Genomic DNA, 14,733 nt, shown 5'->3' with positions numbered 1-14,733 from the left:
GATCCCCAGGTCGTCGCGGCGCACCGACACCGTGTAGCGCGCCGACTCGCCGGGCTCGAGGTCGCCGACCTCCTGGAACAGACCCTCGGACGTCAGCCGCGGAGCCACCTCGGTGGCCGGGTCCGACGTCACGGCTGCGTCGAGCTCCTCCCGGCTGGTCATCGGCGTCGGCGATGCGAGCAGGTAGACCTGCAGGTCGGTCCAGGTGTCCTCGGAGTCGTTGGTGACCACCCCGCTCAACGTCAGCCGGCCGCGCCGCGGCACCACCGACGGGGTCATGCTCTCGATGGTGACCGTGAGCGGGTCCGCGTTCTCGTCGCCCGGCGCCGCCGCGGCGGGTGACGTCACGCCCAGCACCGGGACCGAGGCCACCGCCACCACGGCAGCGAGCACCGTGGACAGGGGGGACCGGGTCACACCGCACAGGCTAACGACACCGCCGCGGGGCCCGGTGCGGCCTGTCCTAGAGTTGACTCCCGTGTCCGAGCAGCCCCCCACGCCCCCGGTCGGCGTCGAGCGACCCGGCGTGAGCCAGATGCAGGCGCGCGCCCTCGAGGAGCTGCGGCGGATCGCGCCGGTGACCGACGAGCTCGGCGAGCGGTTCGCCGCCGGCGGCGAGGAGATCGCGCTGGTGGGCGGGCCCGTGCGCGACGCGATGCTCGGGCGTCAGCAGTTCGACCTGGACTTCACGACGTCCGCGCGGCCGGAGACCACCGAGCGGCTGCTCAAGGGCTGGGCGGACGCGATCTGGGACATGGGCCGCGACTTCGGGACGATCGGCTGCCGCAAGGGCGAGTGGCAGGTCGAGATCACGACGTACCGCTCCGAGGCCTACGACCCGAGCTCGCGCAAGCCGACCGTCGACTTCGGCGACACCCTGGCCGGCGACCTGGGCCGGCGCGACTTCACGGTGAACGCGATGGCCGTGCGGCTGCCGGGCCGCGAGCTCGAGGACCCGTACGCCGGCGTCGTCGACCTCGCCCACCGGGTGCTGCGCACACCGGGCCGCCCGGAGGACTCCTTCTCCGACGACCCGCTGCGGATGATGCGGGCCGCGCGCTTCGCCGCGCAGCTGGGCTTCACGGTCGCCCCGGAGGTCGTCGAGGCGATGACCGCGATGGCGGGGCGGATCGAGATCATCTCCGCCGAGCGGGTCCGCGACGAGCTGGTCAAGCTGGTGTGCGCGCCGTACCCCCGCCTCGGGCTGCGGCTGCTCGTCGACACCGGGCTGGCCGCGATCGTGCTGCCCGAGCTGCCCGCGCTCGCGCTGGAGCGCGACGAGCACCACCGGCACAAGGACGTCTACGAGCACACGCTGACCGTGCTCGAGCAGGCCATCGACCTCGAGCCGCGGCTGCCCGGCGGCGGGCCCGACTTCGTCACCCGCTTCGCGGCGCTGATGCACGACGTCGGCAAGCCCCGCACCCGCCGGTTCGTCGGCGACGGCACCGTGACGTTCCACCACCACGACGTGGTCGGCGCCAAGATGACCCGCAAGCGGATGAAGGCGCTGCGGTTCTCCAACGACCAGATCGACGCGGTCGGCAAGCTCGTCGAGCTGCACCTGCGCTTCCACGGCTACGGGACCGGCGAGTGGACCGACTCGGCGGTGCGCCGCTACGTGCGCGACGCGGGGGACCAGCTCGAGCGGCTGCACGTGGTGACCCGAGCGGACTGCACCACCCGCAACCAGCGCAAGGCCGACCGGTTGCGGCGGACCTACGACGACCTCGAGGAGCGGATCGCCCGGCTCTCGGAGCAGGAGGAGCTCGACGCGATCCGCCCCGACCTGGACGGCAACCAGATCATGGAGATCCTCGGGATCGGTCCCGGTCGTGAGGTGGGGGCGGCGTACCGGCACCTGCTCGAGCTGCGCATGGACCGCGGCCCGATGTCGGAGGAGGAGGCCACGGCCGCGCTGCGGGAGTGGGCCGCGAGCCGGGAGTAGCTCCCGGGCGGCGCCGTAGGGTGCGGTCATGACCGAGGAGACGTCGACCCCCCTCGCCGAGCAGGTGGCCGCCGGCTACGACTTCGCGGGCCCCGCCCTCGAGCTCGGGGCCCTGATGCTCGACGCCGACCGGCTGGTCGACGTCCCCGTCCGGATCCCGCTGGCGATGCTGAACCGGCACGGCCTGGTGGCGGGCGCGACCGGCACCGGCAAGACCCGGACCCTCCAGCTGCTCGTCGAGCAGCTCAGCGCCCAGGGTGTGCCGGTGTTCGCCGCCGACATCAAGGGCGACCTGTCCGGCCTGGCCCAGCCCGGCGTCGCGAGCGAGAAGCTCACCGCCCGCGCAGCGGCCGTCGGGCAGGAGTGGACACCGGCCGGGTTCCCGGTCGAGTTCTACGCGATCGGCGGCGTGGGCTCGGGGCTGCCGCTGCGGGTCACGATGAGCGCCTTCGGCCCGACGCTGCTCAGCAAGGTGCTGGGGCTCAACGACACCCAGGAGTCCAGCCTCGGGCTGGTCTTCCACTACGCCGACCGGGCCGGCCTGCCGCTGCTGGACCTCGCCGACCTGCGGGCGGTCCTGGGGCACCTGCTCAGCGACGAGGGCAAGGCCGAGCTCAAGGCGCTCGGCGGGCTGTCCTCGGCGACCGCCGGCGTCATCCTCCGCGAGCTGATCGGGCTGGAGGACCAGGGCGGGGACGTGTTCTTCGGGGAGCCGGAGTTCGAGTCCGCGGACCTGCTCCAGCTGGCCCCCGACGGCCGCGGCCTGGTCTCCCTCGTCGAGCTGCCCCAGCTGCAGGACCGGCCCGCGATCTTCTCGACCTTCCTGATGTGGCTGCTCGCCGACCTGTTCCACGACCTGCCCGAGGTCGGCGACGTCGACCGGCCCAAGCTGGTGTTCTTCTTCGACGAGGCGCACCTGCTGTTCGCCGACGCGTCGAAGGCCTTCCTCGACCAGGTCGCCCAGACCGTCCGGCTGATCCGGTCCAAGGGCGTCGGGGTGTTCTTCGTGACCCAGAGCCCGACGGACGTGCCCGACACCGTGCTCGCCCAGCTCGGCTCGCGGGTCCAGCACCAGCTGCGCGCCCACACCCCCAACGACGCGAAGGCGCTGAAGGCCACGGTCGCGACGTACCCCACCGGTGGGTACGACGACCTCGGGCAGGTGATCACGAGCCTGGGGATCGGCGAGGCGGTGGTGACGGTGATGAACGAGCGCGGCGCGCCCACGCCGGTGGCCTGGACCCGGCTGCGCGCCCCGCAGTCGCGGATGGACCCGTGCGACGCCGACGTGCTCACCGCGGCGGTCGCGGCGAGCCCCCGTGCCGCGAAGTACCAGACCGCGGTCGACCGGGAGTCGGCCCGCGAGATGCTCGCCGACCGGCTCGAGCAGGGCGCCGCCAAGCAGGAGCGCGAGCAGGCGGAGGCGCCGGCCCCGGACCCCGGCACCGAGCCGCGCCGGATCCCGGTGCCGAAGCCGCCCGGCCGCGGCACGAAGAAGCCGCCGAAGGACGAGAGCATGGTCGAGCAGGTCGTGAAGTCGGACGCGTTCAAGGACTTCATGCGCACCGCCGCCCGCGAGATCGCCCGCGGGGTGTTCAAGACCGGCCGCCGCTGAGCCTCTGCCACGGGCTCATCTCCCGTCGAGTGACGTGAAGTGGCTCGGATCTGGGCCCGGAGGCAGCCACTGCGCGTCACTCGACGGGGCCCGAGCGTCCAGGATCTCGTCGAGAGTCGGCGATGTGGGCGGCCCGAGCTGCCACCGGCGTGGCAGTACGCCTGCTCTCGATGCCGCCTCGCGCATGCGCTGGGCCACCCGGTCGGGGTGGGAGAGGTCGCGACCGACCACCTCGACGTACTCCAGTCCCACGCCGCGCAGCGCCGCCTCGCGGGCGATGTCCGACTCGTGCCGGTCGATGTCACGGTGGTCCGCCCCGGCGTACTCCCCGACCACCCCGCGTGCCGGATCCAGCAGGTCCGGGACGGCGACCAAACGGCCGTCGAGGTCCAGCACAGAACGGTTGCGCAGCGGGCGACCCCAACCCGCGTGGTACTCCCAGATCATCCGGAACCGGTCCTCCTGGGGTGACCGGCAGTCCTCGACGGACATCTCGAGCGCGCGGGCGATCACGCGGACGTCGCGGTACCACCGGCGGGTCGAGCGGTAGAGCTCCATGCGTCGCAGCGAGGTGAGCTGCGCGGCGCAGGCGGCACCGACCGCGACCGCCATCTCCGGCACGTGACCGATGCGGCGCATCTCGTCGAACAGCGCGCGTTCGGGGATCGCGCAGCGCATCCCGTGGATCGTCACGACCTCGTCCGCGGGCACGGTGAGACGGACCGCCAACCTGCCGTCACGGCTGCCGAGCCGCTCACCGTTCGCCGCGACCGGGACCGGCAGCCGGGTGCGCCCGTCGCGCGCGAGGCCGTCGAAGAAGCCACCGCCGTGGAGGCGCAGCGCGGCCCAGCCGGTGACGACGGCCCGCGGCCCGGCGGACGCGTACGCCTCCAGGATCCGCTGCTCCACCAGGTCGTCGCCGACGTGGGCGGGTACGGCGAGGCCGCGACCGACCACCCGCCACTTCGTCCCACGGGCCTGTCCTCGGGTCGGGCCGAGACGACCGGTCGGGTCGACCCGCACCGGAGTCACGAGCCCGGTGACGGGTGGCGCGATCGGATCCCAGCGATGTCCCATACCCGAAGGCCTGCCCGGTCCGATCCGTCCTCACGCCCGGCCTCGGAGCGCCTGTGGATGGGCCGTCGAGTGACGTGAAGTGGCTGATCCACGGGCGGAATCTCGACCAGTTCACGTCACTCGACGGGAGATGGGGGCCGCGGACCGACCCGGCAGCCCTCAGGTCACGTCGGCGCGCTGCAGCGCGAGCGCTCCGGCCACGGCGAAGGCGGCGGCGTAGCAGGCCAGGACCACGCCCGCGGTCGCGGGTGCGAGGCCGTCGGTCCCGGGGAGCCGGCCCAGCGCCTGGCCGGCCGCGAACGGCAGCCACCGGCCCAGGCTGTCCGAGAGCTGCGCCACCAGCCCTTCGACCAGGGCCAGCCAGGCGAGCGCGGCACCCACGGCCGTCGCCTGGTTGCGGACCAGCCCGCCCAGGCCGACGCCGATGGCCGCGAACGCGGCGTTCCACAGCACGCCGCCGGTCAGCGTCCACCACAGGTCGGCGTCCGAGGTCGGCATGCTCACGCCGTCCGTCGCGAGGGCGGCGGCGGTGGCGGCGAACGCGATCGCCGCCGACACCAGGCCGGACACCAGGCCCAGGACCGTGTAGACCGCGAGCTTGGCGACCAGGACCGGGCGCCGGTGCGGCGTCGCCAGGAATGCCACCGTGATCGTGCGGTGCCGGAACTCGCCGGCGACCGCGGTGATGCCGAGCACCAGCGAGAACAGGGAGACCAGCCCCACGTGAGCGACGGCCTTGGTCGCGAGCCCGGGCTCGGAGGTGTCGGTGTTCGCCACGAGCCCGACGACGCCGATCACCAGGGCGGCCTGCGCGGCGAGCAGGATCAGCCAGGGCGTCCGGATCGACCGCAGCCCGAGCACCTCCGCGCGCACCAGCGCCCTCATGCGACCGCTCCTGCCACGGGCGGTGCCGTCAGTCGCAGGAACGCGGCCTCCAGGGTCTCGCCGTACGCCGTGAGCTCGCCCGCCGTGCCGTCGAACCGCAGCCAGCCCTCCCCGAGGATCACGAGGCGGTCCACGGTCTGGGCGACCTCGGCGAGGATGTGGCTGGACACCACGACCGTGCGGCCCTCGTCCGCGAGCCCGCGGAGCAGGCCACGCAGCCACGCCATGCCGGCGGGGTCGAGCCCGTTGGCCGGCTCGTCGAGCACGAGCACCTCGGGGTCGCCGAGCAGCGCGGTCGCCAGGCTGAGCCGCTGCCGCATCCCCAGCGAGTACCCGCCGACCCGCCGATCCGCGGCCGCGCCGAGATCCACGGCCTCGAGGACCGCGTCGACGCGAGCGAGCGGGAGGTCCCCCAGGCGGGCCACGAGGCGCAGGTGGTTGCGGCCGCTGCGGGCGGGGTGGAACGCGCCCGACTCCAGGACCGCTCCCACGGTGCGGAGCGGTCGGCGCAGCTCGGCGTACTCGCGTCCGCCGATCAGTGCCGTCCCGCTGGTGGGCCGGACCAGGCCCAGCGCCATCCGCAGCGTGGTCGACTTCCCGGCGCCGTTCGGCCCCAGGAACCCCGTCACCGCCCCGGCCACGAACTCCGTCGTGAGATCCTCGACCGCCCGGGTCTGCCGGAACCGTTTGCTCAGCGCACGCAGCGCCACCTCGGCCATGATGTCCTCCTCCTCGTCTCGGCTGCGTCGGTGTGACGCGGTCTCGACCCTGCCGTCCGCGGCGGCCGGGCGCGTCGGCCCCGCGTGGCAGGTGCGGACTGCCACGAGCGCGGTAGATCGCGGCTACCGCCCGCGGCTGACGTACGCCGCCGCGCCGCGCCCTACCGTGGAGCCATGTCCCGTGCCGTGCGCGCCGCCTGGCTGCATGCGCTGCGCCACGGTCACCGGCACACCGATCCGGCGGTGGCGGCGATCCTGCTGGCGGTGGTGCTGATCACGACCGTCACCGACGTCGCACCCTCGGGTCCCGGCCCGGGCCTGGCGGAGGCCACGGCCGCGGCGGTGGCCTGTGGATCCCTGGTCCTGCGCCGGCGCCATCCGCTGCTGGCACTCGCGCTGTCGACGGTCGCCGCCGAGGTGTACCTCGCGCTGCTGCGGGGCGAGGGCGGCGACCTGGTGCTGGCGGCGCCGCTCATCGCGCTCTACACGCTGGCCGAGCGCACCGGCCGACGCCCCGCGATCGTGGTCGGCGGGGCGGTGGTGTTCGTGCTCGGCGCGGTGCACGTGGCCATCAAGCCCGACTCCTGGATCGGCTCGGAGAACCTGGCGCTGGCCTCGCTCGGCGCGCTCGCGGTGGCCCTGGGGGAGGCGTCGAGGACCCGCCGGGCCTATGTGGCCGAGGTCGAGGAACGCGCGCAACGGGCCGAACGCGACCGCGAGGTCGAGGCCCGGGCCCGGGTCACGGAGGAGCGGTTGCGGCTGGCGCGCGAGCTGCACGATGCGGTCGGGCACCAGCTGGCGTTGGTGTCGGTCCAGGCCGGGGTCGCCGACCACGTCCTCGAGAGCAGCCCGGAGGCCGCCCGCGAGGCGCTGCGGCACGTCCGTGCGGCCAGCCGTGACGCGCTGGCGGAGCTGCACGCGACCGTCGGCCTGCTGCGCTCCGACGACGCGGGCGGCCCGTCCACCCCGCCCGCACCGACGGTGGGGCTCGCTGCCCTGCCCACGCTCGTCGCGGGGCTGTCCGGCTCGGGGCTGGACATCGACCAGCGTCTCGACGGCGGGGTGCGGCCGTTGCCCCCGGCGATCGACCTCACGGCGTACCGGGTGATCCAGGAGGCGCTCACCAACGCCAGCCGCCACGGATCGGGCACCCGGGTCGTCCTGCGGGTCGACTATCGCCCCGAGGAGATCGAGATCCTGGTGGAGAACCCGGTCCGGTCCGGTGCCGCGGCGCGCGGTCGCGCCGACGGGCACGGGATCACCGGGATGCGCGAGCGTGTCACCGCACTCGGCGGGACCGTGACGGCGGGCCCGGACCGGCACGGGTCGTTCCGGCTCCGTGCGGTCATCCCGCTCCCGGACGAGGGTGCCGCGCGATGATCCGGGTCCTGCTGGCCGACGACCAGCCGCTGATCCGCAACGGCCTGCGGGTGCTCATCGACTCCGAGCCCGACCTCGAGGTGGTCGGCGAGGCCGGCGACGGGCTCGCGGCGGTCGAGCTCGCCCGGTCGACCCGGCCCGATGTGGTGCTGATGGACATCCGGATGCCCGGGGTCGACGGGCTCGAGGCCACCCGGCGCATCGTGGCGGACCCGGACCTCGGCGCGACCCGCGTGCTGGTGCTGACGACCTTCGAGGTCGAGCAGCACGTGTTCGAGGCCCTGCGCAGCGGCGCGAGCGGCTTCCTCGGCAAGACCGTCGAGCCCGGTGAGCTGCTGACCGGGATCCGCGTGGTGCACCGCGGTGAGGCGCTGCTCTCGCCCGGAGCGACCACGAGCCTGGTGGCCCGGTTCCTCTCCCAGCCGGAGCCCGGACCGCTCCGGAGTCCGGATCTGCTGGCACCCCTCACGCCCCGGGAGCGGGAGATCGTCCGCGACGTCGCCCACGGCATGACGAACGACGAGATCGCTCGCCGGCTGGTCCTCAGTCCGGCGACGGTGAAGACGCACGTCAACCGCGCGATGACCAAGCTCGGCGTGCGCGACCGTGCGCAGCTCGTGGTGCTCGCCTACCAGTGCGGTCTCGTCGGGGCCGGGCCGGCCGCCGGCCCGCCGGAGCGCTCCAGCGGACCGGCCTAGGGTCTGTTGATCGAGTCTCGGTCAGCCGGCCACGGACTCGGTCGACAGACCCTAGAACCGGAACCGGTCGACGTAGGCCCGCCCGCTCAGCACCACGACCCGCACCCGGTGCGACCCGGAGCCGAGACCGCGCAGCACCTTGACGTGGCCGAGGGTCGGTCGGGTCGAGTCCCCACGGAAGCTGATCGTGGCGACCCGGGTGCCGTCGACGTACACCGCGGCCCTGCCCCCGCGGGCGGCGCGTCCGAAGAACACCTGGGCGCGCGGCCCCTGCGTGGTCAGCGCCATCGTGTCGCGACCCCGGCCGCGGCCGGCGTTGTCACAGTAGCCACCGGACCGGTGCACGGTGCGCCAGCTGCCGTGCCGGGCGACCTGGCGCGACTGGCAGCCGACGGTCGTCCGGCCGCCGGACGCGGGCGCCGCCGAGGTCACCGTGACGGTGACCGTGTCGGTGTCCGTGGCGCCCGACGGGTCGGTGACCAGCAGCGTGACGTCGTACGTCCCCGGCTTGGAGAACGCGTGGCGCGCGACCGGGCCGGCGGCGTCCTTGGTGGAGCCGCCGTCGCCGAAGTCCCAGCTGTAGTCCAGGTCGGCCGGGGTCTCCGCGTCGGAGCTGCCGGAGCCGCTGAACCGCACGCGCTCGCCCGTCTCGACCTTCGTCGCGGAGGCCGCAGCCCGCGCGGTCGGCTTGGTGTTCGCCGGTGCGGGCACCGGGGTGTAGCCGTAGTCGAAGGCGCCGCACCCGCTGCCCATCGTGAACCGCACCGAGCCGGTCAGGTCGCCGTCGGAGGTCGCCGGGCCCTGGGTGGCGCCGGTCATCGACACGACCTGGAAGCCGAGGCAGTCGTAGCCGAACTCCCAGTTCCCCGACGCCGAGCCCGGGTCGGTGTAGTTGTCGACGTGCGGGGCCGCCTTGGTGTCGGCGTACGTCGACCGGGCCGCCGCGGCCGTGAAGGCGGCGTCGTTCAGGTTGGGCGTGTCACTGCCGGGCTCCGGGGTGGAGTCGAGCGGCGACTGGGCGGGCGGGGAGTCCGTGCCGGCGTTGCCGTAGCCGTGCGCCTCGTCGGTGTAGGAGAGGTAGAGCCCGGGCTCGAAGCCGATCGGGTCGCGGTCGATCTGACCGTGCCCGTCGAGGTCGAAGCCGGAGCGGTCCCGCATCTCCAGGTAGTAGCCGTGGTCGAACGACGCGGGGTCGCCGGCGCTGACGAACTGCCAGCCCTTGGTGCAGTCGCCACCGGGGTTGTCGGCCTGGCAGCCGCCGTTGAAGATCCGCGGGTCGCTCGGTCCGCCGTCCTTCTCGAGGTCGGTCTTCAGCAGCACCTTCTCCCCGCTCGGGGTGGTCGCGGTGACCTCGAGGTCGTCGATGAACCAGCCGGGCCGGGCGACGCCGGGGTCGGTGGCGTAGCTGAACCGCAGCACCGGCGTGGCCGCCCCGGCCAGGTCGGAGATGTCGAACCTGTCGGCGACGAACACCGAGTCGGGGTAGTTGCCGGTCGTGCGGTCCAACTGCACGGTGACCGGGTCGGTGTAGGACGCGCTGGAGCCGGTGATGCCGTTGCCGTACGCCGCCTGGCAGGCGTTCTGGTTGGGGTTGGACGCCATCGGCGTGGTCGTGGGGGTGTCGCGCAGCGAGGCGTGCGAGGTGAAGTTCTGGCCCCCGTCCTTCGACGTCAGCACGAACCCGTAGTCGAAGTCCCACTCGGCGTCGAAGAGGGACTTGAACGCCAGCTCGACCGTCGAGCCCGCCGGCAGGTCCTTCAGCCCCGGGATCGCGACGTCGAGGTTGTGGCCGCCGCCGTCGGTGGCACAGCCGAAGTCGTTGCCGGACCCGGAGTACCACGCGTGGGTCTTGGACGCCTGGTCGCCGGTGTCGAACTTGGCCGGGTCGATCAGCTGGCGACCGGGCAGCTTGGCGACGTACATCAAGGAGTTGTGCACGACGCCGTCGCGCCCGTCGACCAGCGTGTACGGCGTACCGTCCGGCCGCTGCCACTGGATGGTGCCGGTGTCCTGCTTGGAGTCGGTGAACCCGGTGACCGTCCGGGTCTCGCCGGCCTTCAGCACCTCGGGCACGACCCAGCCGAGCTCCTGGCGCGAGAACGCGTCCATGTTCTGCGACTTGTCGGTCGCCATCAGGTTCCAGTCCCCGTAGGTCTCGCGGCCGCCGAGGGAGTAGAAGTCCGGCAGCCCGAGCGAGTGGCCGTACTCGTGGGAGATCACGCTCGCCTTGTCGATGGCGGTCTCGGGGTTGAGGTTGTAGGGCCCGACCCGGACGAACACCTTGAGGGCGTCGCCCTTGTCGGTGGTCGTCATGTCCTGGTAGGTCGTGTCGGTGTACCAGAGCGGCCGGCCCTCGAGGTCCTTGAGCTGGTCGTCGGTGGTGAAGCCGGGCAGCCCGGTCTTGGGGTCGCTGTAGTAGTACTCCAGCGAGGAGCTGTGCGGCCAGATGTTGTCGTAGGGCACGGCGTCCTGCGGGTCGTCGCTGCAGGCCCCGAGCTGGGAGGCGCCGTTGCCGCCGCACCCGGCGAAGACCGCCATGAAGAAGTCGACGACGCCGTCCTTGTCGGTGTCGTAGTCGGAGTAGTCGATCTCCGGGTCGGCCAGCGCCGCCGCGTCGACGACGAGCTTGCCGGTCGGGCCGCAGCCGCTGTCGATCTGCATGAGCGCCGCGATGCCGGTCAGGGCGCCGACCACGGCCGAGCCGGCCCCGTCGGAGCCGTAGTAGCCGGTGGTGCCGGGCAGGTTGTAGACGCCGTCGGTGATCCGCTCGGTGTACGCCGGGCCGCCGACCGTGCCGGGCGCCGGGACCGTGCCGACCGGGCTGTCGGTCTGGGTCAGGCCGACGCAGGTGCTGGCCGTGGCCGGGTCGATCCGGGTGAACGGGAAGCCGGGGGCGTAGCTGGCGAAGTCGGCGGTCGCGATGCCGGCCGAGGGGACGGTGCCGTGCGGGAACAGCTGGCCCAGCGACATCTCCTGGTAGAGGTTGAACGTGGAGCCGGCCTTGGCGGGGGAGTTGATGACCTCCTCGAGCTGCTCGCCGGTGTGGGCGCCGGTGTAGGCGCGGTCGCGGTACTCCACGGGGATCACCGGGAACGGGCGGTCGCCGTACCGCGCGGTGTCGAAGGCCTCGCTGGGCGGGATCACCTTGGGGCCGTGGCTGGTCACGGTCTGGGTGCCGGTCGTGGCGGAGAGCCGGGCGGTGGTCGAGAGGTCGCGCCACACGACGGTCGGGTCCTGGGCGACCGTGTCGGCCCGGCTCTCGAGGACGAGCGTGACCGAGCCGGGGACGGTGCCGGTCGCGGCGGGCACCGGCGGGAGCGTCCACACGATCGAGTCGCCGGTGACGGGGTGGGTGCCGGGCCCGCTGGCGGCGACGATCGAGGTGCCGGCGGGGGCGGTGATCGTGACGGTCGCGCCCGTGATCGGCGCGGCGGTGGGGTTGCGGACGATGATCCGCGACGGGTAGGTCTCGCCGGGCTTCACCCAGCCGACGGCGGAGACGAAGCTGTTCTCGACCTGCAGCCCGGTCGCGGCCGCGCTGATGGCCACCGACCCGGCACCGGCGTCCGCGGCGCGGTGGTCGTCGTACGTCGCGTCCACGGCGCGCAGGCCCAGGTGCAGCACGTCCGCGTCAGCCAGCCCGGCGGTGATCGTGCCGGGGACCATCGTCGCGAACGTGCCGTCCCCGGCGGCGGTCACCTCCTGGGTGCCGAGCACCCGGCCCGCGGCGTCGGTGACCGCGAGCGTGAAGCTCGCCGGGACACCCCGCCCGGCCTCGGGAACGGCGGTCACCGAGGTCTGGCGCAGCGTGGTCACGGTGCCGGAGACCCGGAACCGGGCACCGCGCTCGATCGTCGCCGACTGCCGGTCGAAGGTGACCGAGAGTGCGTGGGCGCCGATCGGCCGGGGCTGGGTGGCACCGGCCGGTGCGCTCGCCGAGGCGGTGCTCGGCAGGGCGGTGGCGGAGAGGCCGGCGGTGACGGCGACGACGAGGGCGGCGGTGGCCGCTGCGGAGCGCCAGGTGCGCTGGATCATGCTCATGGATGGACGCACTCTCGGGAGGGGTCGCGGGTGGCGACGCGGTGCCCCGCCAACGACCCCTCGGTCCTGGTGGTTACGACAGCGGTCTGGACCGGGGCTGGTCCCCGGGGCGGCTGATCTCCCGTCGAGACACCAGAAGTGGCTGTCTCGAGGCCGGATCCGCAGCCAGTTCAGGTGTCTCGACGAGCCCGCGCGGCGTCCCGGCGGTCCAGGATCTCGTCGAGGGTCGGGGACGGGGGCGGCCCGAGGACCCAGCGGCGGGTCAGGGCCGTGGCGCGCTCGGCCGCCTCGCGCATGCGCCGCACGACGCGGGCCGGGTCGCGCAGGTCACGGGCCACCACCTCGACGTACTCCAGCCCGACCCCGCGCAGGTCGGCCTCCCGGGCGATGTCGGACTCGTGCTGGTCGATGTCGCGGTGGTCGGCGCCGGCGTACTCCCCGACGACGCCGCGCTGCGGATCGAGCAGGTCCGGTACGGCGACGAGGCGGCCGTCGGTGTCGAGGATCGCCCGGTTGCACAGCGGACGGCCCCAGCGCGCCTCGCAGATCCAGATGAGCCGGAACCGGTCCTCCTGGGGCGAGCGGCAGTCCTCGCCGGCGAGCGCCACGGCCTCACGGACCATCCGGACGTCGCGGTACCAGCGCCGGGTGGCGGTGTAGAGGCGGATCCGCTTGAGCGACGTCAGCTGCGCGGCGCACGCGGCTCCGATGGCGACCGCCATCTCGCGCACCTCGCCGATGCGGCGCATCTCGTCGAAGAGCGCCCGCTCCACCGTCGCGCAGCGGATGCCGTGCACGTAGGTGACCTCATCGGGTGGGATGCGGTCCTCGACCACCTCGAGTCCGGCGCGGCCGCGCAGCCGGTCACCGTTGCCGGCGATCGGGACCGGCAGCCGGGTCCGGCCGTCGCGCGCGAGGCCGTCGAAGAAGCCGCCGCCGTGCAGCCGCAGCGCCGCCCATCCCGTGACCACGGCGCGGTCGCCGCCGCGGGCGCTCGCCTCCAGGATGCGCTGCTCGACGAGGCCGTCGTCGACCGTCGCCGGCACGACCAGGCCGGGGGAGGTGATCCGCCAGCCGGGTCCACGGGCCTGGCCCCGGGTCGGGCCCGCCCGGCCGGTCGGGTCGACGCGGACGGGCAGGACGAGCCCGGTGACGGGCGGTGCGATCGGGTCCCAGCGGTGCATGCCTCGTGGCCTGCCCGGCCTCCCTGTGGACGAAGCAGCGTGCGCGGCGGGCTGTGGAAACACGTCGAGACACCGAAAGTGGCTGCCAGGACCGGGGTCCCGACAGCCACTTCTGGTGTCTCGACGGTCTCCGCGTCAGCGGAGGACCACATCAGTCAGAGGAGACAGTCACTCCTCGCCCTTGATGAAGGCCTCGACGCGGGCGCGGCCCTCCTCGTCGGGGAGCTGCACCGGCGGGGACTTCATGAGGTACGACGACGCCGAGATGATCGGGCCACCGATGCCGCGGTCCTTGGCGATCTTGGCGGCGCGGATCGCGTCGATGATGATGCCGGCGGAGTTCGGGGAGTCCCAGACCTCGAGCTTGTACTCCATGTTCAGCGGCACGTCGCCGAACGCGCGACCCTCGAGGCGGACGTAGGCCCACTTGCGGTCGTCGAGCCACTGGACGTAGTCCGAGGGGCCGCTGTGCACGTTGCGGTCGGAGACCTTGCCGGCGAGCTCGCCCTTGAGGTTCGAGGTGACCGACTGGGTCTTGGAGACCTTCTTGGACTCCAGGCGCTCGCGCTCGAGCATGTTCTTGAAGTCCATGTTGCCGCCGACGTTGAGCTGGTAGGTGCGATCCAGCGCCACGCCGCGGTCCTCGAACAGCTTCGCGATCACGCGGTGGGTGATGGTGGCGCCCACCTGCGACTTGATGTCGTCACCGACGATCGGGACGCCCGCGTCCTCGAACTTCTTGGCCCAGACCGGGTCGGAGGCGATGAAGACCGGGAGCGCGTTGACGAAGGCCACGCCGGCGTCGATCGCGCACTGGGCGTAGAACTTGTCGGCCTCCTCCGAGCCCACCGGCAGGTAGGAGACGAGCACGTCGGCCTGGGTGTCCTTGAGGACCCGGACGATGTCGACCGGCTCGGCCGCCGACTCCTCGATGGTCTGGCGGTAGTACTTGCCGAGGCCGTCGAGGGTGTGACCGCGCTGGACATCGATGCCGAGCGTGGGGACCTCGGCGATCTTGATGGTGTTGTTCTCGGAGGCGTTGATGGCCTCGGAGAGGTCCTTGCCGACCTTCTTGTCGTCGACGTCGAACGCCGCGACGAACTCCACGTCCTTGACGTGGTAGTCACCGAAGGTCACGTGCATCAGGCCCGGCACCGTTCCCGTCGGGTCGGCGTCCCGGTAGTAG

At 73.2% G+C, this 14,733-nt stretch carries 11 protein-coding genes; 4 read left to right on the top strand and 7 right to left on the bottom strand.

All coding sequences use genetic code 11. From position 1 onward, the window contains the following. Nucleotides 1-417: DUF6049 family protein (locus tag VGD85_RS19340; protein ID WP_331065061.1), on the bottom strand; the 417-nt coding region annotated here is incomplete at its 3' end. Nucleotides 418-535: 118 nt separating this feature from the next. On the opposite strand from VGD85_RS19340, the gene VGD85_RS19335 reads away from it, so the two are divergent. Next, a complete protein-coding gene (locus VGD85_RS19335) occupies nt 536-1,948 on the top strand; it encodes a CCA tRNA nucleotidyltransferase (RefSeq protein WP_331065062.1) in 1,413 nt (470 codons plus the stop codon). 28 nt (nt 1,949-1,976) lie between these two features. Continuing rightward, the gene (locus tag VGD85_RS19330) at nt 1,977-3,563 is read left to right on the top strand and encodes a helicase HerA-like domain-containing protein (RefSeq protein WP_331065060.1); all 1,587 of its coding nucleotides are present in this window, start codon (nt 1,977-1,979) and stop codon (nt 3,561-3,563) included. Nucleotides 3,564-3,578: 15 nt separating this feature from the next. Here VGD85_RS19330 and VGD85_RS19325 read toward each other — a convergent pair whose 3' ends face one another. The 3 genes from VGD85_RS19325 to VGD85_RS19315 all read right to left on the bottom strand — a co-directional run bounded on the left by VGD85_RS19325 (nt 3,579) and on the right by VGD85_RS19315 (nt 6,244). Next, nucleotides 3,579-4,520, bottom strand: coding sequence for a hypothetical protein (locus VGD85_RS19325; protein WP_331065059.1), 942 nt, complete (start codon nt 4,518-4,520; stop codon nt 3,579-3,581). Between the two features lie 279 nt (nt 4,521-4,799). Next, complete coding sequence (locus VGD85_RS19320) at nt 4,800-5,525, bottom strand: ABC transporter permease subunit (protein WP_331065058.1); 726 nt, start codon at nt 5,523-5,525, stop codon at nt 4,800-4,802. Further along, the gene (locus VGD85_RS19315) at nt 5,522-6,244 is read right to left on the bottom strand and encodes an ABC transporter ATP-binding protein (protein WP_331065057.1); all 723 of its coding nucleotides are present in this window, start codon (nt 6,242-6,244) and stop codon (nt 5,522-5,524) included. The genes VGD85_RS19320 and VGD85_RS19315 overlap by 4 nt, the downstream gene beginning before the upstream one ends. A gap of 174 nt (nt 6,245-6,418) precedes the next feature. On the opposite strand from VGD85_RS19315, the gene VGD85_RS19310 reads away from it, so the two are divergent. Together VGD85_RS19310 and VGD85_RS19305 are read left to right on the top strand one after the other, a co-directional pair. Continuing rightward, on the top strand, nt 6,419-7,624 hold the full coding sequence (locus VGD85_RS19310) for a sensor histidine kinase (RefSeq protein ID WP_331065056.1): 1,206 nt from the start codon (nt 6,419-6,421) through the stop codon (nt 7,622-7,624). After that, nucleotides 7,621-8,322, top strand: coding sequence for a response regulator transcription factor (locus tag VGD85_RS19305; protein ID WP_331065055.1), 702 nt, complete (start codon nt 7,621-7,623; stop codon nt 8,320-8,322). The genes VGD85_RS19310 and VGD85_RS19305 overlap by 4 nt, the downstream gene beginning before the upstream one ends. Nucleotides 8,323-8,373: 51 nt before the next feature. Here the strand turns inward: VGD85_RS19305 and VGD85_RS19300 are convergent, their stop codons facing one another. From VGD85_RS19300 to VGD85_RS19290, 3 genes are all read right to left on the bottom strand, one after another. Continuing rightward, nucleotides 8,374-12,363, bottom strand: a complete 3,990-nt coding sequence (locus VGD85_RS19300; protein ID WP_331065054.1) for a PKD domain-containing protein — start codon at nt 12,361-12,363, stop codon at nt 8,374-8,376. 170 nt (nt 12,364-12,533) lie between these two features. Then, complete coding sequence (locus tag VGD85_RS19295; protein WP_331065053.1) at nt 12,534-13,547, bottom strand: hypothetical protein; 1,014 nt, start codon at nt 13,545-13,547, stop codon at nt 12,534-12,536. 168 nt (nt 13,548-13,715) lie between these two features. After that, the coding region (locus VGD85_RS19290) for an inositol-3-phosphate synthase (RefSeq protein ID WP_331065052.1) at nt 13,716-14,733 on the bottom strand (1,018 nt) is incomplete at its 5' end.

The sequence above is a fragment of the Nocardioides sp. genome (assembly GCF_036401255.1).
Classification (GTDB): Bacteria; Actinomycetota; Actinomycetes; order Propionibacteriales; family Nocardioidaceae; genus Nocardioides.
The sequence above is the reverse complement of the archived record's forward strand: the minus strand, read 5'-3'. Positions and strand labels throughout refer to the sequence as shown.

Bases quoted from the DNA above. Each gene is read 5' to 3' on its own strand.
- VGD85_RS19300 (WP_331065054.1), bottom strand. From the start codon at position 12,363: ATGAGCATGATCCAGCGCACCTGGCGCTCCGCAGCGGCCACCGCCGCC.
- VGD85_RS19305 (WP_331065055.1), top strand. From the start codon at position 7,621: ATGATCCGGGTCCTGCTGGCCGACGACCAGCCGCTGATCCGCAACGGC.
- VGD85_RS19315 (WP_331065057.1), bottom strand. From the start codon at position 6,244: ATGGCCGAGGTGGCGCTGCGTGCGCTGAGCAAACGGTTCCGGCAGACC.
- VGD85_RS19330 (WP_331065060.1), top strand. From the start codon at position 1,977: ATGACCGAGGAGACGTCGACCCCCCTCGCCGAGCAGGTGGCCGCCGGC.
- VGD85_RS19335 (WP_331065062.1), top strand. From the start codon at position 536: ATGCAGGCGCGCGCCCTCGAGGAGCTGCGGCGGATCGCGCCGGTGACC.
- VGD85_RS19320 (WP_331065058.1), bottom strand. From the start codon at position 5,525: ATGAGGGCGCTGGTGCGCGCGGAGGTGCTCGGGCTGCGGTCGATCCGG.
- VGD85_RS19295 (WP_331065053.1), bottom strand. From the start codon at position 13,547: ATGCACCGCTGGGACCCGATCGCACCGCCCGTCACCGGGCTCGTCCTG.
- VGD85_RS19310 (WP_331065056.1), top strand. From the start codon at position 6,419: ATGTCCCGTGCCGTGCGCGCCGCCTGGCTGCATGCGCTGCGCCACGGT.